General features: G+C 73.9%; 18 protein-coding genes. 16 read left to right on the forward strand and 2 right to left on the reverse strand.

Annotated features, from left to right (window positions below):
• The 3 genes from ACPXB1_RS29540 to ACPXB1_RS29550 form a co-directional block, all read left to right on the forward strand.
• Positions 1-1,579: hypothetical protein (locus tag ACPXB1_RS29540; RefSeq protein WP_425736082.1), on the forward strand; the 1,579-nt coding region annotated here is incomplete at its 5' end.
• Positions 1,580-1,599: 20 nt separating this feature from the next.
• Positions 1,600-2,529 carry a Replicase polyprotein 1ab gene (locus ACPXB1_RS29545; protein ID WP_425736097.1) on the forward strand — a complete coding sequence of 310 codons (930 nt, stop codon included), beginning with the start codon at positions 1,600-1,602 and terminating at the stop codon, positions 2,527-2,529.
• Complete coding sequence (locus ACPXB1_RS29550; RefSeq protein ID WP_355595778.1) at positions 2,526-3,551, forward strand: HAD-IIA family hydrolase; 1,026 nt, start codon at positions 2,526-2,528, stop codon at positions 3,549-3,551. Before ACPXB1_RS29545 ends, ACPXB1_RS29550 begins: the two co-directional genes overlap by 4 nt.
• 37 nt (positions 3,552-3,588) lie before the next feature.
• Here the strand turns inward: ACPXB1_RS29550 and ACPXB1_RS29555 are convergent, their stop codons facing one another.
• A complete protein-coding gene (locus ACPXB1_RS29555) occupies positions 3,589-3,927 on the reverse strand; it encodes an SCP2 sterol-binding domain-containing protein (protein WP_355595780.1) in 339 nt (112 codons plus the stop codon).
• A gap of 111 nt (positions 3,928-4,038) precedes the next feature.
• Here ACPXB1_RS29555 and ACPXB1_RS29560 point away from each other — a divergent pair, with 111 nt between their 5' ends.
• The 5 genes from ACPXB1_RS29560 to ACPXB1_RS29580 all read left to right on the forward strand — a co-directional run bounded on the left by ACPXB1_RS29560 (position 4,039) and on the right by ACPXB1_RS29580 (position 10,751).
• Positions 4,039-4,662 carry a phasin family protein gene (locus ACPXB1_RS29560; protein ID WP_355595782.1) on the forward strand — a complete coding sequence of 208 codons (624 nt, stop codon included), beginning with the start codon at positions 4,039-4,041 and terminating at the stop codon, positions 4,660-4,662.
• Entirely contained in the window at positions 4,659-4,997 is a 339-nt protein-coding gene (locus tag ACPXB1_RS29565; protein WP_425736083.1) for a hypothetical protein, read from the forward strand. Before ACPXB1_RS29560 ends, ACPXB1_RS29565 begins: the two co-directional genes overlap by 4 nt.
• 36 nt (positions 4,998-5,033) lie before the next feature.
• Positions 5,034-5,891, forward strand: a complete 858-nt coding sequence (locus ACPXB1_RS29570; RefSeq protein ID WP_355595784.1) for a TlyA family RNA methyltransferase — start codon at positions 5,034-5,036, stop codon at positions 5,889-5,891.
• 97 nt (positions 5,892-5,988) lie between these two features.
• A complete protein-coding gene (locus ACPXB1_RS29575; RefSeq protein ID WP_355595975.1) occupies positions 5,989-6,873 on the forward strand; it encodes an NAD kinase in 885 nt (294 codons plus the stop codon).
• A 158-nt stretch (positions 6,874-7,031) separates the two neighbouring features.
• Positions 7,032-10,751, forward strand: a complete 3,720-nt coding sequence (locus ACPXB1_RS29580) for a S8 family serine peptidase (RefSeq protein ID WP_425736084.1) — start codon at positions 7,032-7,034, stop codon at positions 10,749-10,751.
• A 49-nt stretch (positions 10,752-10,800) separates the two neighbouring features.
• Here ACPXB1_RS29580 and ACPXB1_RS29585 read toward each other — a convergent pair whose 3' ends face one another.
• Entirely contained in the window at positions 10,801-11,835 is a 1,035-nt protein-coding gene (locus ACPXB1_RS29585; protein ID WP_425736085.1) for a helix-turn-helix domain-containing protein, read from the reverse strand.
• A gap of 111 nt (positions 11,836-11,946) precedes the next feature.
• Here ACPXB1_RS29585 and recN point away from each other — a divergent pair, with 111 nt between their 5' ends.
• The 8 genes from recN (at position 11,947) to ACPXB1_RS29625 (ending at position 22,471) form a co-directional block, all read left to right on the forward strand.
• A complete protein-coding gene (recN, locus tag ACPXB1_RS29590; protein ID WP_425736086.1) occupies positions 11,947-13,704 on the forward strand; it encodes a DNA repair protein RecN in 1,758 nt (585 codons plus the stop codon).
• Between the two features lie 119 nt (positions 13,705-13,823).
• On the forward strand, positions 13,824-15,002 hold the full coding sequence (steA, locus tag ACPXB1_RS29595) for a putative cytokinetic ring protein SteA (RefSeq protein WP_425736087.1): 1,179 nt from the start codon (positions 13,824-13,826) through the stop codon (positions 15,000-15,002).
• 27 nt (positions 15,003-15,029) lie between these two features.
• Entirely contained in the window at positions 15,030-15,974 is a 945-nt protein-coding gene (locus ACPXB1_RS29600) for a copper transporter (RefSeq protein WP_053657223.1), read from the forward strand.
• Positions 15,971-16,099: a hypothetical protein gene (locus ACPXB1_RS29605; RefSeq protein WP_425736088.1), complete on the forward strand. Its 129-nt coding sequence runs from the start codon at positions 15,971-15,973 to the stop codon at positions 16,097-16,099. Before ACPXB1_RS29600 ends, ACPXB1_RS29605 begins: the two co-directional genes overlap by 4 nt.
• Positions 16,096-16,962 (forward strand): hypothetical protein, encoded by an 867-nt coding sequence (locus tag ACPXB1_RS29610; RefSeq protein ID WP_425736089.1) that lies wholly within the window; start codon positions 16,096-16,098, stop codon positions 16,960-16,962. Before ACPXB1_RS29605 ends, ACPXB1_RS29610 begins: the two co-directional genes overlap by 4 nt.
• Position 16,963: 1 nt before the next feature.
• A complete protein-coding gene (murJ, locus tag ACPXB1_RS29615) occupies positions 16,964-18,658 on the forward strand; it encodes a murein biosynthesis integral membrane protein MurJ (RefSeq protein WP_425736090.1) in 1,695 nt (564 codons plus the stop codon).
• A 31-nt stretch (positions 18,659-18,689) separates the two neighbouring features.
• The gene (locus ACPXB1_RS29620) at positions 18,690-19,856 is read left to right on the forward strand and encodes a glycosyltransferase family 4 protein (RefSeq protein ID WP_355595798.1); all 1,167 of its coding nucleotides are present in this window, start codon (positions 18,690-18,692) and stop codon (positions 19,854-19,856) included.
• A complete protein-coding gene (locus ACPXB1_RS29625; RefSeq protein ID WP_425736091.1) occupies positions 19,856-22,471 on the forward strand; it encodes a hypothetical protein in 2,616 nt (871 codons plus the stop codon). Before ACPXB1_RS29620 ends, ACPXB1_RS29625 begins: the two co-directional genes overlap by 1 nt.
• Positions 22,472-22,487 lie beyond the last annotated feature (16 nt).

Genomic DNA, 22,487 nt, shown 5'->3' on the forward strand with positions numbered 1-22,487 from the left:
GGTGGTTACCAGGGTGGCGGTGACCGTGGTCGTTCCGGTCCGTCCCGCGAGGGTGGCTTCCGTGGTGGCGACCGCGAGGGTGGTTTCCGTGGCGGTGACCGCGAGGGTGGTTTCCGTGGCGGTGACCGCCGCGAAGGTGGCTTCCGTGGTGGCGATCGTGATGGGTCGCGCTCGGGTGCGCCGCGTGAAGGTGGCTTCCGTGGTGGTGACCGTCGCGAGGGTGGTTACCAGGGTGGCGGTGACCGTGGTCGTTCCGGTCCGTCCCGCGAGGGTGGCTTCCGTGGTGGCGACCGCGACGGTGGTTTCCGTGGCGGTGACCGCCGCGAAGGTGGCTTCCGTGGTGGCGACCGCGAAGGCGGTTCCCGTGGCGGTGACCGCGACGGTGGTTTCCGGGGTGGCGATCGCCGCGAGGGCGGTTTCCGCGGCGGTGACCGTGATGGTTCGCGCTCGGGTGCTCCCCGCGAGGGTGGTTACCAGGGTGGCGGTGACCGTGGCCGTTCCGGTCCGCCGCGTGAGGGTGGCTTCCGTGGTGGCGACCGCGACGGTGGTTTCCGTAGCGGTGACCGCCGCGAAGGTGGCTTCCGTGGCGGCGACCGCGACAGTGGTTTCCGTGGTGGCGACCGTCGCGAGGGCGGTTTCCGTGGTGGCGACCGCGACGGGTCACGCTCGGGTGCGCCGCGTGAGGGCGGTTTCCGTGGCGGTGACCGCCGTGAGGGCGGCTACCAGGGTGGCGACCGTCGTGAGGGCGGCTACCAGGGTGGCTCCCGGCCTGGCGCTCCGCGTGAGGGTGGCTACCGCGGCGGTGACCGCGAGGGTGGCTACCGTGGCGGTGACCGTCGCGAAGGTGGCTTCCGTGGTGGCGATCGTGATGGTTCGCGCTCGGGTGCTCCCCGTGAAGGTGGTTTCCGTGGCGGTGACCGCGAGGGTGGTTTCCGTGGTGGTGACCGTCGCGAGGGTGGTTACCAGGGTGGGGGCGACCGTGGTCGTTCCGGCCCGCCCCGTGAGGGTGGCTTCCGTGGTGGCGACCGCGACGCCTCCCGTGCGCCGCGTGACGGCGGTTTCCGTGGCGGTGACCGCGAGGGTGGTTTCCGTGGTGGTGACCGTCGTGAGGGTGGTTACCAGGGTGGGGGCGACCGTGGTCGTTCCGGCCCGCCCCGTGAGGGCGGCTTCCGTGGCGGTGACCGCGACGGTGGATTCCGTGGTGGCGATCGTGATGGTTCGCGCTCGGGTGCTCCCCGCGAGGGTGGCTTCCGTGGTGGTGACCGTCGTGAGGGTGGTTACCAGGGTGGGGGCGACCGTGGTCGTTCCGGCCCGCCCCGTGAGGGCGGCTTCCGTGGTGGCGACCGCGACGGTGGATTCCGAGGCGGTGACCGTCGTGAAGGTGGCTACCGCGGTGGGGACCGAGACGGAGGCTCCCGCGCTGATGAGCGGCCGCGTCGTGAGGGCGACTACCGGCGGGACGACCGTGGCACGGGCTCCGAGTCGGCCGAGGGCGGGCGCAGTTCGGCCCCGGCGTTGCCGGACGACATCGTCGCCACGGACCTCGACAAGGACGTCCGTGCTGAGCTGCTCTCGTTGAACAAGCCGGTCGCCGAGACGGTGGCCCGACACTTGGTCGCCACTGGACAGTTGATCGACGAGGATCCGGCCGAGGCGCTGGCGCACGCGCTGGCCGCCCGACGGCTCGCGTCGCGCATCTCGGCCGTCCGCGAGGCGGTCGGCCTGGCCGCGTACCACGCGGGGGAGTGGCAGACGGCGATCGCCGAGCTGCGCACGTACCACCGGATGAGTGGATTGCAGAGCCACGTGGCTGTGCTCGCGGACTGTGAGCGCGCTCTGGGCCGGCCGGAGCGGGCTATTGACCTGTTCCGTGGCGCCGACCAGGAGAAGCTGGACCAGGCCGTCGCGATCGAGCTGCTGATCGTCGCCGCGGGCGCCCGGGGTGACCTCGGGCAGAAGGACGCCGCGGTCGCGATGCTCCAGGTCCCGGACCTCACCAGTGAGGCGACGGTGCCGTGGACGGCGCGGCTGCGCTACGCGTACGCCGACGCGCTGCTCGCGGTGGGCCGGCGCGAGGAGGCCCGCGAGTGGTTCTCCCGGGCCGCCGACGTGGACACCGAGGGCGAGACCGATGCCGCGGAGCGGCTGCTGGAACTCGACGGCGTGGTCATCGAGGGCGACGACGAGGACGAGGCGGTCGAGGAGGCCGTCGCCGGTCCCGGCACCCCGGGCGCCGTGCCGGCCCAGCCCGACACCGAGCTGACCGATGACGACGACGACGATGACGATGACGACGACGATGACGATGACGACGACGACGATGACGACGACGACGACGATGATGACGATGACGATGACGACGACGACGATGACGACGATGAGCGGGGACAGGCCGAGCCTGCTGCCGTCGATCGGACTCCGGTAGCCAGCGACGACGACGCGGTGAACAACGACACCACGAACGCCGACGCGGTGAACGACGCGACCGTCCCGGCCCGGGGCGACGAGTCGGAGTCGACGCAGCGGTGAGTACGGACGCCGGGGAGCGGCTGGTCGACGGGTACACCCTTGTCGTCTTCGACCTGGACGGGGTGATCTACCTGATCGACCGGCCGATCCCCGGCGCGGTCGACGCGGTGGCCCGCCTGCACGCCGAGGGGCGATCGGTGGCGTACGCCACCAACAACGCCTCCCGTCGGTCCAGTGACGTCGCCGACCTGCTGACCGGGATGGGTGTGCCGGCTCGGCCGGAGGAGGTGCTCACCTCCGCTGCGGCCGCCGCCGAGCTGCTGCGTGACCGGCTGCCCGCCGGTGCGCCGGTGCTGGTGGTCGGCGCGGAGGCGCTGCGTGCCGAGTTGCGCGCGGTCGGCCTGACCCCGGTCACCCTCGCCGACGAGAAGCCCGCGGCGGTGGTGCAGGGCTACGGCCCGCAGGTCGGCTGGACCGAGCTGGCCGAGGCGTCGGTCGCGGTGCGGCAGGGGGCCATCTGGGTCGCCACGAACACCGACCGGACGCTGCCCAGCGCCCGGGGACCGCTGCCGGGCAACGGTTCCCTGGTGGCAGTGCTGCGGACGGCGTTGGAGCGGGATCCCGACCTGGTGGTCGGCAAGCCGGAGTCGGCCCTGTTCGAGACCGCCGCCCGGCGCAGTGACGGCGGGCGGACCCTGGTCGTGGGGGACCGGCTGGACACCGACATCGAGGGCGCCCGTCGGGCGGGGCTGGACAGTCTGCTCGTACTCACAGGTGTCAGCGGCGTAGCCGAGTTGCTCGCCGCCGAGCCGCAGCGGCGTCCGACGTACGTCGCGAGGGACCTGGCGGGGCTCTTCGACCCGGCTGCCGCAGTGCGGGTCCCGGGCACGGCGGACACCGGCGGCTGGTCCGTGACGGGCCGCGACGGGACGTTGGAGCTGGCCGGTTCGGGCCGGTCGTTGGACGCGCTGGCCGCGCTCTGCGCGGCGGCGTGGTCGGAGCCGGCGCTGCCGGAGATCCGCCCGGTGGGTGCGGACGCGGCCCACGCGCTGGAGAGTTTCGGGTTGCCCACCGGCGGCTGACGAGGGCGCCAGTCTGAGCGGCTGGCGAGGGCGCCAGTCAGAGCAGCTTGCGCAGTTTCATGAGATCGAACGGGTTGGCCTTGATCGACACCCGGCGGGAGGTCACCGCCTTTGTGACGTCCAGGTCGCCGCGGACCAGGGCGAGCAGGTCGTCGCTGGACGTGCTCAGCGCGATCTTGGCTTTGGAATCGTCGCCGTCGGCCAGCTCGACAAGCCGGCCGCCGCTGATGCGCCCGTGGAACGCGGTGTCCAGGTCGGTGATCCGGCAGGCCAGCGTCCGCTCCAGGTCGACCTTGTCGCGTACCGTCTCGGCGTTGCGATCGAGGCGCGCGGCCAGGTCCTGCAATGCCTGCCGGCACTCGTCCACGCTGGCCACATCTCCCCCTCGCCGATCGCCATGCCGTCCTCGGCACCGTACCGCACGGGAGCGTCCGGGGCGCCCGGTAGCGTGACACCTGCACACCCCGCCGGATGGAAGGACTCAGGCATGCAGGACGCGTGGCGCGCCTACCTCGAACTGGCCATGGGCCTGGCGGAGGCGCCCCGGAAGAAAGCCCAGGACGCGGTGCGCCGCCTCGTCGGCTCCGGCGGCGCGACCGCCGCTCAACTCCAGGCACTCGGCGAGGAACTTGTCACCACCGGCGCGGCCAACCGGGAGGCGCTGACCAAGCTCGTCCGCTTCGAGGTCGACAGGGCCCTCGGCGCTGTCGGTCTGGCCACCGCCGACGAGGTTGCCGAGCTGACCCGCCGGGTGCATGACCTGGAACGGCAGCTGCGCGAGGCGCGAGCCACCGAGCAGGCCACGACGCCCGCCGCCGGACCGGCCGCCGAGCCGCCCGCCCGCCCCACGCCGCAGCCCGACCCGACGCGCGTCGCGTCGCCCGACGAGGGTCTGGTGCCGTCGGATGGCCCAGCCGGCGCGCCGGTCTCCGCGCCGGTGGCCAAGAAGGCGGTCGCGAAGAAAGCCGTGGCCAAGAAGGCGGTCGCCAAGAAGGCCGTCATGAAGAAGCCACCGGCGACCATCAGCACCACCGACGACACTCCGACTCCGGCTGTCATGCCCGCCAAGAAGGCGACAGCCCGCAAGCGGCGCCCGGAGGCTGACTCGTGAGTGACGGCGCGCGCCCCGGCCCGCCGCCCGGCATCCGCCCGGGGCAGCCCGCCGCCCGGCCCGGCCCGTCCCCGGCGGCGTGGCCCGGCCCGCCCGCCGCCGGCCGGCCGGGACCGCCGTCCGTGGCCCGCCCCGGGCCGCCGGTGAACAACCGTCCCGCCCCGCCCTCGGACATGGGTGAGGTCGAGGGCGACGAGGCACGGCACCCGGCGGTCGACGCCGCCGTGCGTGCCATGGCCAACGCGGCGACGCTCGCCCCCGCTGACCAGATCGCGCAGTACGAGGCGGCCTACGAGACGCTCCAGGAAACCCTCGCCACCATCGACCAGACCTGAGCGGACCACCAAGCCCCACGGACCGGAGAACCACCAATGGCACGTCGCAACCGGCTGGACGCCGAACTCGTCCGCCGCGGTCTGGCTCGTTCACGCGAGCAGGCCGCCGCGCTGGTGGAGGCCGGGCGCGTCCAGCTGCGCGGGGTGCGGGCGCGCAAGGCCGCCGCGATGGTGGACCCCGCCGATCCGCTGCTGGTCACCGGAGCGGACCCGGCCGAGGAGTACGTCTCACGGGGCGGCCACAAGCTCGCCGGCGCGTTGGCGGCGTTCGCCCCGGGTGGGCTGCGCGTCGCCGGCCGGCGCTGCCTGGACGCCGGCGCGTCGACAGGTGGTTTCACCGACGTGCTGCTGCGCGCCGGCGCCTCCGAGGTGGTGGCCGTGGACGTCGGCTACGGGCAGCTCGCCTGGTCGCTGCGGACCGACGAGCGGGTCCGGGTGTTCGAACGCACGAACGTTCGTACCCTCGAACCGGCTGCGATCGGCGGGCCTGTCGACCTCACGGTGGCCGACCTGTCGTTCATCTCGCTGCGGTTGGTGTTGCCGGCGCTGGCCGGCTGCACCAGCGACGACGGCGACCTGGCGTTGATGGTGAAGCCGCAGTTCGAGGTCGGCAAGGACCGGGTCGGCGCCGGCGGTGTGGTCCGCGACCCGGCGTTGCGCGCCGAGGCGGTGCTCGACGTGGCCGCGGCGGCGGCGCAGCTCGGTCTCGGTTTGGCGGACGTGGCGGCCAGCCCGCTGCCCGGGCCGAGCGGCAATGTGGAGTTCTTCGTATGGTTGCGCCGAGGCGCGCCATCGGCCGACCCGCAGCGGGTGCGGGCCGTGGTGGCGGCCGGGCCGAACGGCCCGGCGGCCGGCGACGAGCCGGGCTTGGCGGCGGAGGAGGTCCCAGGGTGAACGAGTGGAGCGAGCGTCCCGCCACGGTGCGCGGGACGCGCCGCCGTGGCGGGACGACGGTGGCGGGCCGTTCGGTCGTGGACAGGTGGTCGGGCCGATGAGCCGGACCGCGCTGCTGGTGACCCACACCGGCCGCCGCCGCAGCACCGAGCACGCCCGGTCGGTCGCGGCCGACCTGATCGCCGCCGGTTTCGAGGTACGGGTGGTCGCCGAGGAAGCCGACGACCTCGATCTGCCCGGTGTCCTTCCGGTCGTCGGGCCGGAGGCCGCCGAGGGCGCCGAGATCGTCTTCGCGCTCGGCGGGGACGGCACCTTCCTGCGCGCCGCCGAGTTGGCCCGCCCGGCGAAGGTGCCGCTGCTGGGCATCAACCTCGGCAAGGTCGGCTTCCTGGCCGAGGCGGAGATCAACGACCTGGACACCGCGGTCCGGGACGTCGTCGAGCGCAACTACACGGTGAACGAGCGGCTCACCCTTGACGTGACAGCCGAGTTCGACGGTGGCCCGACCATCGAGTCCTGGGCGCTCAACGAGATAAGCGTCGAAAAGGGCGAGCGCGCGCAGATGCTCGAACTGCTCGTCGACGTGGACGGGCGGCCGCTGTCGCGCTACGGGTGCGACGGTGTGGTCTGTGCGACCCCGACCGGTTCCACGGCGTACGCGTTCTCCGGTGGTGGGCCGGTGGTCTGGCCGGAGGTGGAGGCGCTGCTGCTGGTGCCGATCAGCGCGCACGCGTTGTTCAGCCGTCCGCTTGTCACCGCACCCACGTCCACCTTCGTGATCACCGTCGACCCGTTCACCACTCTCGCCGTGCTCTGCTGCGACGGCAGGCGGGTCTACGACCTGCCGCCCGGCGCGCGGGTGACGGTGCGGCGGGGCACCCTGCCGGTGCGCATCGTGCGGTTGCAGCCGCGGCCGTTCACCGACCGGCTGGTCGCCAAGTTCGGGCTGCCCGTGCACGGGTGGCGTGGCAGCCGCCAGTGACCGTGGGGCACACCCTCGGTGTACGGCGGTTGTCCACCTGGCGCCATGTCGCCGCTGCGGCGGTCGAAGGTTAGTGACCTGGTGCTGCGTCGCGCCGCAGACTCCGATCGGTCCTCATCTACGGATGGCGGGCCTACCGGAGTGAAGGAGCGCATCGTATGCACTGGTCCCCTCGCTGGCTTACCGTCGGCGTGGTCGGCGCGCTGGTGGTCGGCCTCGCCGCACCGGCTTCCGCCGAGCCGCCCGCCCCGCCCACCGGCCCGAGCCTGGGCGCGTCCGCCCCGGGCGCCGAGCCCGTCCGCATCACCCTCATTACCGGTGACCAGGTGGAGTTGGCGCCCGCGGCCCCGGGTCGGGTCGCCGCCACCGTCCGTCCCGGCCCCGGGCGCGAGCGGGTCATCTTCCAGACCCTGGAGGTCGACGGCGGGCTGCGGGTGCTGCCCAGCGACGTCCTGCCCTACGTCTCCAGCGGGGTCCTCGACGCGAACCTCTTCGACGTGCAGGAGTTGGCCGCCGACGGTTACGGCGACGCCGCGCAGGGCTTCCTGCCGCTGATCGTGCGCTACCAGGAGCCGGCCGCCGGCCGGGTCCGGCCGCTCGCCGGCGCCACCGACGCCCGACCGCTGGAGAGCATCAACGGCGCGGCGCTGCGGGTGGGCAAGGGCGACCTCGGCGGCCTGTGGACCTCCCTCGCCGGTACCCCGGCGGCCCGGACCACGACCGCCGCCGCACCTCGGCTGGGCGGTGGTGTCGCCCGCGTCTGGCTGGACGGTCGGGTCCGTCCCGCGCTGGAGCACAGCGTGCCGCAGATCGGCGCACCGGCGGCCTGGGCGGCCGGCCGGGACGGCGCCGGCGTGAAGGTCGCGGTGCTCGACACAGGCGTCGACAACACCCACCCCGACCTGGTCGATCGGGTCGTCGAGGCGCGGGACTTCTCCGGCAGCGGCAGCGCCCGCGACGGTCACGGTCACGGCACCCACGTGGCGGCCACCATCGCCGGCAGTGGCGTGGCGTCCGACGGGCTGCGCAAGGGCGTGGCGCCCGGTGCGCGACTGCTGGTCGGCAAGGTGCTCGACGACGGCGGGTCCGGCAGCTCCTCGGCCATCATCGAGGGCATGGAGTGGGCAGCCCGCTCCGGCGCGAAGGTCGTCAGCATGAGCCTCGGCGGCGACCCCACCGACGGCACCGACCCGATGAGCCTCGCGCTCGACGACCTGACCGCCGAGACGGGTGCGCTCTTCGTGGTCGCCGCCGGCAACGCGGGCGAGGCGCGTACCGTCGGCTCGCCGGGCGCGGCCACGGCGGCGCTCACCGTGGGCGCTGTCGACCGGAACGACAACCTGGCGACGTTCTCCAGCCGCGGCCCACGCCTCGGCGACAACGGCCTCAAGCCCGAGATCACCGCGCCGGGCGTCGGCATCGTCGCCGCGCGGGCCGCCGGCACCACGATGGGTACGCCGGTGGGCGACGCGTACACGACCGCGTCGGGCACTTCGATGGCCACGCCGCACGTGTCCGGCGCGGCGGCGATCCTTGCCCAGGAGCACCCCGACTGGTCCGCCGCGAAGCTCAAGGACGCGCTGGTCAGCACCACGAAGGCCAACCCGGCGCTTACCGTCTTCGAGCAGGGCGGCGGTCGCGTCGACGTGCCCCGGGCGCTTCAACAGCAGATGTACGCCTCGGCCACCGCAGGCTTCGGCCGGGTCAGCACCGGCGGTGCGGCGGTCGAGCGGACCGTGACGTACACGAACGGCACCAAGGCCGCGCAGACCCTGCGGCTGGCGTTGGACCTGCGCAACCTCGACACCGGCGTGGCCGAGACCGACGGTGTCTCCGTCGCCGGTGAGGTGACAGTGCCGGCAGGTGCCAGCGTGGCGGTGCCGCTGCGCGCTGATCCGGCGAAGCTGGCGCGTGGGCCGCACGGCGGCTGGCTGGTGGCGACCGGCGCGAACGGCGTCGCCGTGCGGACTCCGGTCGGGCTCACCGTCAGCGGCCCGTTGCACGAGGTCACCGTGAAGGTGTTGGACCGGCAAGGCAAGCTGACCCTGTCGCCGGGGTTGACGCTCTTCGGTGAGCAGCCCGAGTCGGACTACCTGGGTTGGTGGCCGGGCGAGGGCACCCTGCGCGTCGAGGAGGGCACGTACCTGCTGACCGCGATGGTCGAGCACGGCGCCCCACTGGACGAGCAGCTGACGGAGCTCATCGAGCCGGAGCTGACTGTCGACCGGGACCTGACAGTGGTGCTCGACGCGCGCAAGGGCACGCCGGTACGCATCGAGACGCCGAAGCCCAGCGAGCAGCGGGCCACACTCAGCTACTACGTGCACCGGGTGCTGGGCAACGGCCGGCAGATCGACCACGGTGTGATGGCTTTCAGCACGGTGCAGCAGGTGAACGTCAATCCGACCCGGCGGGTACGGCAGGGCGAGTTCGAGTTCGCCTCGCGCTGGCAGCTCGTCGCGCCGATGGTGGACGCGAAGATCAGCGGGGTGTCCGGCCCGTTGGACATCAACCTCATGGGTGTGTCACCGGCGCCGACGGGCCGGCGCAAGCTGCCGCTGGTGTGGGCCGGCACCGGCAGCCCGGCTGAGCTGAACCGGGTGCGGGGAGCCGCCGCGCTGCTGACAGGCGACCCGGACCGCTCCGAGGAGGAGCAGGTCGCCGCGGCCGCGGGAGCCGGCGCCGCAGCGGTGCTGATCGTCCGGCCTGCGGACTTCAGCGCGTGGACGGTGTGGCGACCCGGCGGGGACCGCCTCGCGATCCCGTCGATGGTGGTGGCGTACGACGACGGGCAGCGGCTGATCGCGGCGGCCCGTAAGGGCCGGACGACGCTGGACCTGACGTTGACAGTGGACAGCCCCTACCTCTACGACGTGTGGCAGGTGTCGAAGGACCGGGTGCCGGAGCGGATCGTGCACACGGTGACGGCGAAGAACACCGCCGAGGTGACAGCGAGCTACGGCGACATGGGTGCGGGCTGGGCCACCGAGCAGCGGTTCGGCTGGCGTCCGTGGCAGGAGTACTCGTGGAACGACGACCAGCGCCTGGTCCGCAACGGCACCACCCGCCAGGAGTTCGTCAGCGCGGGGGACACCTGGTGGCAGCACCGGGTGCTGCACAAGTCGATGTTCATGCAGTGGGGGCAGCTGACCGGCGGTCTGACCCAGGAGCCCCGGCGGTACGCCGCCGACGACCGGGAGGTCGAGACCTGGCACGCGCCGGTGGTCCGCCCGGCCGTACCGGCCAGCGGGGCGCAGGTGCCCACCCGCACCGGTGACACCCTCGACCTGCGGGTGCCCGAGTTCGTCGACGCGGCAGGCCACTTCAGCGTGGGCGGCGACAGCGAGGAGTCGGACACGGTCCAGGTCCGGGTCAGTCGCGACGGGCGGCAGATCGCCGACCTCTCCGACGGCTGGGCGTCGGTGCCCACCACCGCCGGATCGGCCCGCTACCGCCTGGAGATGACCACCGTGCGGTCCTCGGCCGCGTGGCGTTACGCGACCCGCACCGAGACTGCCTGGCAGTTCAGCTCCGCCCGGCCGGCCGGTGGCGCCGCCAAGCCGTTGTCGCTGTTGCAGGTGGACTACGGGGTGCCGGCCGACCTGCTCGGCACGGTACGCGGCGACAAGCCGCACCACCTGGGGTTGACGCTGCGCCAGCCGGCCGGGGTTGCCGCGCCGAGCGGTACCAGCGTGACGGTGCAGGTCTCCTTCGACGGGGGCGCCACCTGGCGCACCGTGGCGACCAAGGGGTCGGGCACCCGGTACACGGCAACGGTGCCGGCCGGGCGTGGAACGGTGTCGCTGCGGGTGCACGCCGCCGACCGGGCCGGGAACACCGTCGACCAGACAGTGCTTCAGGCGTACGGGCTGCGCTGATCGTGGACGGGGGCGGGGCGGCCAGGTGCCGTCCCGCCCCTGTGGGTGTTCAGAGCCAGCCGCGCCGGGCGACCTGGAACGCCAACCCGGGTCGTGTGTCCACGCCGGCGGCGGCCATCAGGTCGGCGATCCTGCGTTGCACGGTCCGCCGGCTCACCCCGAGTTGGGAGGCGATGGACTTGTCCGGTACGCCTGCCACGAACAGCGACAGCAGCCGTGCCTCGTCGGCGTCCGGCTGGTAGCTGTCGGTGTGCCGGTCGTCGGTGTGCCTGTTGTCGGCGTCGGCTCGCCGGCTGTCGGTGGCCGCGACGCTGAGCGGGTCGTCCAGCCGCAGCCGGGTGGCCACCCGCCAGTGGCTCTCGAAGAGGGCGAGCAACGCGTCGAGCAGTTGACTGCGGCCGATCACCGCGGCGCTCGGCTCGCCGCCGTCACGGTCGGGCACCAGCGGGCAGATCGCGGTACGGCCGTCCACGATGGCCAGCCGGACCGGTAGACGGTCCAGGACCCGGGCCTGCTCGCCGGCGGCGACCCCCTTTGTCAGGTCGGCCAGCGCACCCGGCTCCAGCAGCAGATCCCGCTCGTAGATGGCCCGGTAGCTGACACCACGGGCCAGCGCGTCGAACTCCTCGACGTTCTCCGGGCCGGCCATGGCCAGAGGGTTCGCCCGGCAGAACCAGAGCACCTCGGTACGCGCCGAGTTCTGCAGATCACGCAGCCGGTCGCGCAGCACACGGGTGCCGCTGATCACCTCGACCAGGTGGTCGACGTGGTGGCGGCGCAGCCCCGCGCGGTACTCCTCGGCCAGTTGGGTGACCCGCAGCCGGGCCGCCTCCAGGTCCTCCTGCCGGCGCAGCAGCGTCGCGCCGAGGGCGACGTCCGGGGCGGTCGGGCGCAGCGGGGCGTCCGGATCGCTGTCGGTGGGCTGCACGAGGCCCTTGGCCCGCAACGCCTCGACCTGCTCGAGCACCTGCGCCCGGGGCCGTCGCAGCCGACCGGCCAGTTCGTCGACGCGGGCCGTGGTGAGCTGGAGCAGGCAGCGGTACAGCTCCTCCTCGGCCGAGGTCAGGCCAATCACGTCCAACACGGGGCAAGACTGTACGTCGCCTGCGTACGGGCCGTGCCACGGCCCATCGGCGGGGTTGCGGCGGGCTCGGCGGCTGGTCACTGTCGGCCCACGCGTCTACTGTCGGGTGCTGTGCTGGAAGAGCTGCGGATCACCGGACTCGGCGTCATCGAGGACACCACGCTGCCGTTGACCGGCGGGATGAACGTCATCACCGGCGAGACCGGTGCGGGCAAGACCATGGTGGTGACCGGCCTCGGCCTGCTCTTCGGCGGCCGGGCCGACGCCGGGCGGGTCCGTGCCCAGCCGGGCCGGGCGGTGGTGGAGGGGCGGCTGCGCCTGCGGGGCCGGGCTGCCGACGCCGTGCACGCGCGGATCACCGACGCCGGTGGTGAGCCTGACGAGGACGGGTCGCTGCTGTTGAGCCGCACGGTGACGGTGGAGGGCCGCTCGCGTGCCCACGTCGGTGGCCGGAGCATGCCGGTGTCGATGCTGGGCGAGGTCGGCGAGCAGGCGGTGGCCGTGCACGGCCAGTCCGACCAGTTGCGGTTGCTGCGCCCGGCCGAGCAGCGGGCCGCACTGGACCGGTTCGCCGGCCCGGCGCACGAGAAGCTGCTCGACGCGCTGCGCGAGGCGTACACCGGTTGGCGGCGGGTGGTCGACGACCTGGCCGACCGGCGGCGCAACGCCCGCGAGCGCAATCAGGAGGCTGACCTGTTGCGGCTCGGCCTGGACGAGATCACCAGGGTCGATCCGCAGCCCGGTGAGGACGACGATCTGAAGACCGAGGCGCAGCGGCTGGAGCACGCCGAGGGCCTGCGGACGGCCGCGCAGTTGGCCCAGCTGTGTGTGGCCGGCGGTGCGGACGCGGCCGACGAGACACCCGACGCGGCGGCGCTGCTCGGCACCGCCCGGCGCACCCTCGAGGCGCAGGCCGGCACCGATCCGGCGCTCGGTGAGCTGGCGGCCCGGCTGGAGGAGGCGGCCACGCTCGTCACCGACGTCTCGGCGGAGCTGTCGACGTACCTGGCGACGCTTGACGCGGACCCGGCCCGGTTGCAGCACCTCTACGAGCGGCGGGCCGCGTTGCGGGCGTTGACCCGCAAGTACGCCGACGACGTCGACGGGGTGATCGCCTGGGCCGAGCGGGCGCGCACGCGGCTGTCCGATCTGGACACGTCCGACGACCTGCTCGACGAGTTGGACGCGGAGGGGCAGCGGTTGGCCGTCGAGGTCGCCGACCTGGCGTCGCGGGTGTCGGTGTCCCGGCAGGAGGCGGCGGTCCGCTTCGCCGATCAGGTCACCGTCGAGCTGGCGGGGCTGGCCATGCCGCACGCCCGGATCGAGGTGGCGGTGCTGCCCCGGCCGGCGGGCCGGGCCGAGCCGACGCTGACTGTCAACGGTGTCGAGGTGGGTGTCGCCCCGGACGGCGGTGACGAGGTGGAGCTGCGGTTGCTGGCCCACCCGGGCGCGCCGTCGTTGCCGTTGCAGCGGGGCGCATCTGGCGGTGAGCTGTCCCGGGTGATGCTCGCCATCGAGGTGGTGTTCGCCGGCTCGGGTGGCCCGCCCACGCTGGTCTTCGACGAGGTCGACGCCGGGGTGGGCGGCCAGGCCGCAGTGGAGATCGGCCGCCGGCTGGCCCGGCTGGCGCGCACCCACCAGGTGCTTGTCGTCACCCACCTGCCGCAGGTGGCGGCGTTCGCCGATCGGCATCTGGTGGTGGCGAAGGACACCGGCGGCGCGGTGACGACAAGCGGAGTCCGGGTCGTGGAGGACACCGAACGCGCCCGGGAGCTGGCCCGGATGCTCGCAGGTTTGCCGGACTCGGATCTGGGTATCGCCCACGCGGAAGAGCTTCTCGCGGTGGCGGCGAAGGAAAGGCGGTTGTGACGCCGCGTATTGTGAGCGCAAGCACACCGGCTTGTGCCGGTGTGTGCTTCCCTGGGTAGGCGGCCCTGCTCAGGCATGTCGCGACAGAAAAGCCTGCCTCACATGCCAGGATGGTCACGATGCGTCTACCCACGTTGCGCCGGAACCGAAACACGGAGCCGGGCCGAGTCCTCGGCACCGCGCGCCTCGACCGCCGGACAAAGCGCCTGGTCGGCCGGCTGCGCCCGGGTGACATCGCGATCATCGACCATGTCGACCTGGACCGGGTCGCTGCCGATTCTTTGGTAGCTGTCGGTGTCGGTGCGGTGCTCAACGCCAAGCCGTCGGTCTCCGGCCGCTATCCCAACCTCGGGCCCGAGGTGTTGATCGCCGCCGGCATCCCACTCCTGGACGACCTGGGGGAGGGCGTCTTCGAGCAGATCCGCGAGGGCGACCAGGTCCGCATCGAGGGCAACACGGTGTACGCCGGTGACGAGCCGGTCGCGCACGGCACCCTGCAGGACGCCGAGTCGGTCGCCAAGGCGATGTCCGATGCCCGGGAGGGCCTGTCGGTGCAGTTGGAGGCGTTCGCCGCCAACACGATGGACTACCTGCGCCAGGAACGCGACCTGCTGCTCGACGGCGTGGGCGTCCCGGACATCGAGACCCAGATGCAGGGTCGGCACTGCCTGATCGTGGTGCGCGGCTACGACTACAAGGCCGACCTGGACGTGCTGCGCCCGTACATCAGGGAGTTCAAGCCGGTGCTGATCGGCGTGGACGGCGGGGCCGACGCGCTCGTCGAGGCCGGATACACGCCCGACATGATCATCGGGGACATGGATTCGGTCACCGACGACGTGCTGCGCTGCGGCGCCGAGGTGATCGTGCACGCCTACCCGGACGGGCGGGCGCCCGGCCTGCCCCGGGTCAACGGCCTCGGTGTGCCGGCGATCACCTTCCCGGCCGCGGCGACCAGCGAGGATCTGGCCATGCTGCTGGCCGACGAGAAGGGCGCCTCGCTGCTGGTCGCCGTCGGCACCCACGCCACACTCGTCGAATTCCTCGACAAGGGTCGCGGCGGAATGGCCTCGACGTTCCTGACCCGGCTGAAGGTCGGCGGCAAGCTTGTCGACGCCAAGGGTGTGAGCCGGCTCTACCGGCAGAGCATCTCCGGCTCGTCGCTGTTGCTGCTGGTGCTCTCGGCGATCGCAGCGATGGCCTCGGCGGTGGCCGTCTCTACAGTCGGTAAGGCGTACCTGGGCGTGGTCGCCGAGTGGTGGGACAATTTCGTGTTCCAGCTGTACCGGCTCTTCTAGTTCCCGACCGATCAAGAGGCTGCAAGCGTGATCAACTTCCGCTACCACGTGGTGTCCCTCACCGCGGTGTTCCTGGCTCTGGCGATCGGCCTGGTGGTCGGCACAGCCGCCCTCAACGGCCCGGTTGCCGACTCACTTGAGGCGCAGGTCACCGGGCTGCGCAAGGACAACCAGCAGTGGCGTCAGCAGGTCAACAGCATGGAGAAGCAGCTCGCGCTGGAAGAGGAGTTCGCCGAGCAGGTGTCCCAGGTCGTCCTGCCGGGCACCCTCACCGGTCGCCGGGTCGTGGTGCTGAGCCTTCCCAACGGCCGCGACCACACCGAGGCCGTGCTCAAGAAGCTCCAGCAGGCCGGTGCCACCATCACCGGCCGCGTCGACCTCCAGGACAAGTTCATCAACCCGGACAACAACTCCAACCTGCTGGAGTTGGCCGTCACCGCCGCCCGCCCGACCGCGCAGACCACCGGGCTGCCCGGCAACGGGCACGGCGTGGAGACGTCCAGCGCGCTGCTGGCAAGCGTCCTGCTGGACCGGCCACAGGGCACCACGCCGGTCAGCGACGCCGACCGGCGGGCGGTGCTCGCCGCGTACAACAACGCCGGCTACCTGACCACCGACAACAACAAGGTCACCGGGCCGGCGGAGGGCGTCGTCGTGGTCAGCGGCCAGCCGTACGTCGACAAGGACTCCGACCGGCGCGACGAGTCGGTGGTCAAGATCGCCGAGCAGTTCGACCGGACCGGATCGATTGTGGTCAGCGGCAACGGCTCCGCCGGTGGCAACGTCGTGGCGGTGGTGCGCGGCGACCCGGTGCTGTCGCAGACCATCTCCACGGTCGACAACGCCAACACCGTGCAGGGCCAGTTCGTCAGCAGCCTCGCCCTGGCAGAGCAGCTCACCGAGAAGAAGGCCGGCCAGTACGGCGTCGGAGACAACGCCACCTCCGGCCTGTTGCCTAGACTGCCCCAGTGAGCGAACGACGTACCCGCATGTCCGTAACCGCCGAGGTGGTGCGCGAGCGAGCGCAGCACGTGATTCTGAGGCGGGGTACTGCGGCGGCCGACGCCGCCGCCGAGCGCAGCGGAGTGGTGGCGTGAAGGCGTTGGGCCGGCTGCTGATCGCCGGGGCCGGTGCCGCCGCCGCCCGGTACGCGCTGCGGGAGGTGCGCACCGCACCGGTCGGGCCCGCGCTGGAGCGCACAAACTTCCGGGGCCGGACGGTGACCCTGGCCGCCGGGCCGGCGCTCGCCGCCGGCGCGTCCGCAGTGGGCGCGTTCGGTGCCACGAGCGCCGCCTCCGGCGGTGCCGCCCTGGTCGCCGGTCTCGGCGCGGGCGGCGTCGGGCTCTACGACGACGTGGTGGGCTCGCGGCCGGAGCAGAAGGCCGCAAAGGGCTTCGCCGGGCACCTCGCCGCGCTGCGCGAGGGGCGGGTCACCGCCGGCATGGTCAAGGTCGTCGGGGTGGGCGCCGCAGGCCTTGGGGCCGCCGCGTTGCTCGCCGCCGACCCCCGGGTCGCCGCGCACCCGCGCCGGCAGCGCCACGGTGTGTTCGGCAGGGGCGTCGACGTGCTGCTCGGCGCCGGAGTGATCGCCGGCACCGCCAACCTGCTCAACCTGCTCGACCTGCGGCCAGGACGGGCTCTCAAGTCCGGGCTGCTGCTCGCCGCGCCACTGACCGGTGGCCCGCACGGCGGCATCGCCTCGGGCGCGGCAGGTGCCGCCGCCGGCCTGCTCCACGACGACCTCGCCGAGGACGTCATGCTCGGCGACAGCGGCGCCAACGCGCTCGGCGCGCTGCTCGGTGTCGCGCTCGCCGCGCGTACCGGCCCGCTCGGCCGTGCCGGGCTGCTGGCCGTGCTCGCCGGTCTCACCGCCGCCAGCGAGAAGGTCAGCTTCACGTCGGTGATCCAGTCGACGCCGGGGCTGCGGGAGCTCGACGCACTGGGCCGGCGCGCCGACTGACGTGACCAGACCGGCACCCCTCGCCGGCGCCGGCCGGCTGGCCGGGGCAGCCGCGCTCATCGCCGTCCTCACCGTGCTCAGCCGGCTCGCCGGCTTCGGCCGTACCGCCGTGTTCACCTGGAGCCTGGCCCCCACCGACCTCGGCGGCGCCTACGTGGTGGCAAACGCGGTGCCGAACTTCATCTTCGAGATCGTCGCCGGTGGGGCACTGGCCAGCCTTGTCGTGCCGCTGCTCGCGGGGGCGGTCGAAGCCGGCGACCGGACGGCTGTGGCACGGACCACCGGCGCGTTGCTGAGCTGGACGCTTGCCCTGCTGGTGCCGCTCGCGCTGCTCGTGGTGCTGTTCGCCGGGCCGCTGATCGGGACGCTCGGCGACGGCCTCACCGCAGCCCAGCAGCAGAGCGGCGCCCGGATGCTGCGGGTCTTCGCACCGCAGCTGCCGCTGTACGGCATCGGCATCGTGCTCACCGGGGTGCTCCAGGCGCACCGCCGCTTCGCCTGGCCGGTCCTGGCCCCGCTGCTGTCCAGCCTCACCGTGATCGTCGTCTACCTGGCGTTCACCGCCACCCAGGGCCGGCTGGCCACCGTCGGCGGCGTCAGCGCCGACGGGGAGTTGCTGCTGTCGGCGGGCACCACCCTCGGCGTGGTGGTGCTGTCGCTGTCGCTGCTGATCCCGGTCCGCCGGCTCCGGCTGGGGCTGCGACCCGGCTTCGGGTTCCCCACCGACGCGCGGAGCAGGATCGGCGGGTTGGCGGTGGCCGGCGCGGTCGCCGTCGCCTCCCAGCAGGTCGCCCTGATCGTCAGCCTGAACCAGGTCACCTACGGCGCCGCCACCAACCCGGGCGTCTACAACCTGGCCCAGACCGTCTACCTGCTGCCGTGGGCGGTGCTGGCAGTGCCCCTCGCGGTGGCGGCGTACCCGACCCTTGTCGCCTCCCAGGCCACCGGCGACGAGGACACCTACCGGGCGACCCTGGCCCCGGCGGTCCGTGGCGTGCTGCTCTTCGGCTGCCTCGGCGCGGCCGCGCTGATCGGCACCGCCGGGCCGGTCGGGCACTTCTTCTTCCCCGCCGCCACCGCGCCGACCGCCGCCGCAGCGATCATCGGCTTCGCGCCCGGCCTGCTCGGCTACGGCCTGTTCGCGGTGCTCACCCGGGCGCTCTACGCCCGGCGCGAGACCCGCGCGGCGACCATCGCCACAGCGGTCGGCTGGCTGGCCGTCCCCGCCGCCGTCCTGCTGCTGGGCGCGCTGCTGCCGCTGCGGGACCGGGTGCTCGCGGTGACGGCAGCCAACTCGGTCGGCATGCTGCTGCTCGGGGCGCTGCTGGTCGCGGCGGTACTGCGCAGCGCGGGCCGTCCGGCGCTTGCGGGCGCGGCCCGCGCCGGAACCGCCGGCGTGCTGGCCGGGGTGCTCGCCGCCCTCGCCGGGCTGGGCCTGAGCCGACTGCTCCAGTCGGCCGGCGACGGCACCCCGACGATGGCCGCGGCACTCGGTCAGGGCATGCTGTCCGGAGTTCTGGTCGGTGTCGTGTTCCTCGTCGTGGTCTGGTTCGTCGACCGCCGGGACGTACGGCCGCTGCTGCACGGGGTGGCGCGTCGGCTCCGCCGACGGGGAGCACGGGACCGGGCCGGCACGTCGACGCCGGACACGATCCCCCCGGAGCGGGGCGACGGGAAGGAGACGGCGGTTCGGTGAGCGTTGGAAACGGGGACCGACGGGGGTCGCGATGACGGAGCCCAGCCTGCCCGCCGGCTGGTCGGGAACGGTCGCGCTGCTGCTGGCCTCCAGCACCGGCGGGGTCGGCCAACACGTCCGCTCGCTGGCACGCGGGCTCGTCGCGGGCGGCGCCACAGTAGTGGTCTGCGGGCCGGCGGCGACCCAGGAGCAGTTCGACTTCACCGGCGTGGGCGCCGGCTTCACGCCGGTGGAGATCCCGGCCAGCCCCACCCCGGCCGACGCCCGCGCGGTGCTCGCCCTGCGGCGCGCCCTGACCGCCGCCCGGGTGGACGTGGTGCACGCGCACGGTCTGCGCGCCGGACTGGTCGCCGTACTGGCCCGCCCGAGCGCGCCGCTTGTCGTCACCTGGCACAACGCGGTGCTCGCCGGTGGCCTGCGCGGCGGGGTGTCCCGCCTCGTCGAGCGGATGGTGGCCCGGGGCGCCCGGGTGGCCCTCGGCGCCTCCACGGACCTGGTGCAGCGGGCCGTCGCGCTGGGCGCCACCGACGCCCGCCTCGCCCCGGTCGCCGCCCCCACACTGCCCGCCCCGGGTCGCCGTCGCGCCGCCGTGCGGGCCGAGTTCGGCGTACGCCCGGACCAGCCGCTGATCGTCTCCGTCGGCCGGCTGCACCCGCAGAAACGCTACGACGTGCTCATCGACGCCGCAGCCCGCTGGCGCACGCGTACCCCGCCGCCGGTCGTGGTGATCGCCGGCAGCGGCCCGGCGTACCTGCCGCTGGCCGCCCGGACCTCCGCGGCCCGCGCACCGGTGACCCTGCTGGGGCACCGCACCGACGTCGCCGACCTGCTCGCCGGCGCCGACCTGGCCGTGGTGACAAGCGACTGGGAGGCCCGCCAACTCTTCGCCCAGGAGGCGATGCGGGCCGGCGTACCCCTTGTCGCCACCGATGTGGGTGGCCTGCCGGAACTGGTCGGCGACGCCGCCGCGCTGGTCCCCGCCGGTGACGTCGACGCGGTCGACGCGGCGGTACGCGCGCTGCTTGACGACCCGCAGGCGCACGCCGACTTGGCCCGGCGCGGCACCGAGCGGGCCGCGACGTGGCCCACCGAGGCCGACACGGTCGCCGTGCTGGCGGCCCTGTACGCCGAACTGGCTGCGGAACCCGCAGGTCGGGCGGCTCCGGGCTCCGACGCGCCGATGACGGGACACCGGTGATGCTGCGCCGACTCGCGCCCGCACTGTTGACGGTGCTCGTGGTGGCGCTGGGCGTCGCCGCGCTGGCGGCCCGGCCGCCGCAGGGCACTCCGCAGCGCACGGCGGACTTCGTGGTGGTCGTCGGCGTCGCGGGGCTGCGCTGGGAGGACGTCAGCCCGGAGAGCACCCCGACGCTGTGGCGGATGGCCCAGGACGGCTCGATCGGCTCGCTGTCGGTGCGCTCGGCGCACCGGCCCACCTGCCCGGTGGACGGCTGGCTGACGCTGGGAGCGGGCAGCTTCGCCGGGTGGAACGGCAGCCGGCCCGCCGGTGGGTGCCCGCCTGTCGGGGTGACGGTGGAGCAACCGGACGGGATCGGCGCGAACCTGCCCGACCAGGAGAGCGTGGTCCAGTACAACCAGCAGCGGCTGCCCTGGGGCACCGTGCCCGGCTCGCTGTCGGAGTCGGTGCGCTGCTCGGTCGCTGTTGGTCCGGGCGCGGCCGTCGCCGCAGCCCGACCGTTCGGCCGGGTCGACAGGTACGCCGCGGGGCTGCCCGCCGATCCGAGTGCGCTGCTCGGCTCGTGCGTGCTGAGCATCGTCGACCTCGGCACCGTGGACGGGGCCGAGCCGACGGCGCGTGCCGAGCAGGCACGGGCGGCCGACGCCCAGTTGGCCCGGGTGCTGGCCGCCCGGCCACCGCAGTCGCTGGTGCTCGTCGCCGGGATCTCCGACACCGAGCAGCCGTCACGGCTGCACGTGGCGGTCGCCGACGGGCCGGGCTGGGAACGCGGCTGGCTCACCTCGGCCAGCACCGGCCGCGACGGCTACCTGCAACTTGTCGACCTCGCGCCGACGGCGTTGGCCGCTCTGGGCCGGCCGATGCCGGAGCGGCTCTTCCTCGGCCGGCCCGCCGTCAGCACAGGTGAACGCACCGGCGACCTCACCGCCGCGATCAACGCTCCGGCCGACGCCGACCGGGAGGCAGCCGCCCAGCGGACCGTGTCCGGCAGGTTCTTCACGCTGCTCGCCGGGGTGCAGGTGCTGCTGGCCCTGGCGGTGCTGCCGTTGCTGCGCAGGGCCCGCCCGCACGCCGGACCGGCAGGCCCGACCCCGGCGTCCCCGCGGGTCGTGGCGGTGGTGGAGGTGCTGCTTGTCGCGGCGGCGCTGACAGTGCCGGCCGCGCTGCTCGCCGACGCCGTCCCCTGGTGGCGTAGCGAGCACCCCGGGTGGATCTTCGCGGGGGTCACGGCGCTGCTGGTGGCCGGCGGCACGGCGGCGGTCAGGTTCGCCCCCGGGTACGCGAACACGCTCGGCCCGTTCGGCGCGGCGGCCGGCCTCACCACACTTGTCGTCGGGCTGGACGTGCTCACCGGAGCCCGCCTGCAACTCAACGGCGTGGTGGGCTACTCGGCGTTGCAGGGCGGCCGGTACTCCGGGCTGAGCACTGTCGGGCTGGGAGTGTTCCTCGCCGGTGCCCTGCTGACCGGCGGTTGGCTCGCCCAGCGGGTGCACCGTGGCTGGCGGCCGGCGGTGATGGTCGCCGTGGGTGGCCTCGCCGTCGTGGTGGTCGGCAGCCCGTACCTGGGCGCCGATCCGGTCGGGGCCATCGCGTTGACGGCCGGCCTGAGCGTTGCCGCGGTGATCAGCGCCGGTGGCTGGCTGACCATCAGCCGCCTGGCGTGGGCCGCCATGGCAGCCCTGGCCGTCGGGATCGGCTTCGCCGTGGTGGACCTGCGCCGTCCGGCGGCGGAACGCGGCAGCCTGGGCCGGTTCCTGTCCGCAGTGGGCGACGGCACCGGCGGTTTTACCGTGCACCGCTCCAGCACCGCGAACTTCGAGACGTTCGTGAACAGCCCGTTGACAGTGCTGGCCCTGGTCGGCGCGCTCGTGGTGTGGTTCGCCCTGATGCAGCCCTGGGGTGGGCTGATGCGGCTGTTCGGCATCTACCCGGCGGTACGGGCCGCGCTTGCCGGCACCGCTGTCGCGGCGGTGCTCGGTGGCCTGCTCGACGGCGCGGCGTTGGACGTGGCCGGCGCGGCCACCGCCCTCGTGGTGCCGATGGCCGCGCTGGCGTCGCTGCGGGTTCTCGGGCACGCCGCGGACCGCACCCGCCCCGGCACGGGCCGTACCCGTGACGACGGTGCCGACGACGAACGCGGCTCCGGCGGCGCCGGCCCGGCCGGCGGGAGCGACGGCCCGACCGGCGGCGGAGGACCGCTCGGAGCCGGTCATCCCCGGCCGATCAGCGCGCCGCCCGCCGGCCCACCACGGTCCGTCACACCGCCGCCCAGCGCGCCGCCCGCCGGCCCACCACGGTCCGTCACACCGCCGCCCAGCGCCGCCCCGGACGACGGCCCGGCGCACCCCGCCCCGGATGACGGGCCGGCGCACGCCGCCCTGACGGAAGGACCGCCGCAACCCGCGGCGGATGACGGGCCGGCGCATCCCGGCCCGGACGGGGCCGGCGGCGACGCACGGCCGCCCGGCGACCACCCGGCAGAGGATGCGCCGCCTGGCGACCGCCTGGCAGAGGGCGCGCTGGCGTCGCCGGTGGCCCCCGCGCAGCGGGTGCCGAGCGACACCGCGCCGCAGGCGCGAACCGACAGAGGATCGACGGAGGTTGCCGCGCCCTGAGCACCGGGCGTCGTCG

It is taken from the genome of Micromonospora sp. DT68, assembly GCF_049847245.1.
In the GTDB taxonomy this organism is placed as follows: Bacteria; Actinomycetota; Actinomycetes; order Mycobacteriales; family Micromonosporaceae; genus Micromonospora; species Micromonospora profundi.

What these genes read in the sequence shown, in the direction of transcription:
- ACPXB1_RS29560 (WP_355595782.1), top strand. Translation starts at nt 4,039, where the DNA reads ATGCAGGACGCGTGGCGCGCCTACCTCGAACTGGCCATGGGCCTGGCG.
- ACPXB1_RS29570 (WP_355595784.1), top strand. Translation starts at nt 5,034, where the DNA reads ATGGCACGTCGCAACCGGCTGGACGCCGAACTCGTCCGCCGCGGTCTG.
- ACPXB1_RS29575 (WP_355595975.1), top strand. Translation starts at nt 5,989, where the DNA reads ATGAGCCGGACCGCGCTGCTGGTGACCCACACCGGCCGCCGCCGCAGC.
- ACPXB1_RS29580 (WP_425736084.1), top strand. Translation starts at nt 7,032, where the DNA reads ATGCACTGGTCCCCTCGCTGGCTTACCGTCGGCGTGGTCGGCGCGCTG.
- steA (WP_425736087.1), top strand. Translation starts at nt 13,824, where the DNA reads ATGCGTCTACCCACGTTGCGCCGGAACCGAAACACGGAGCCGGGCCGA.
- ACPXB1_RS29620 (WP_355595798.1), top strand. Translation starts at nt 18,690, where the DNA reads ATGACGGAGCCCAGCCTGCCCGCCGGCTGGTCGGGAACGGTCGCGCTG.
- ACPXB1_RS29625 (WP_425736091.1), top strand. Translation starts at nt 19,856, where the DNA reads ATGCTGCGCCGACTCGCGCCCGCACTGTTGACGGTGCTCGTGGTGGCG.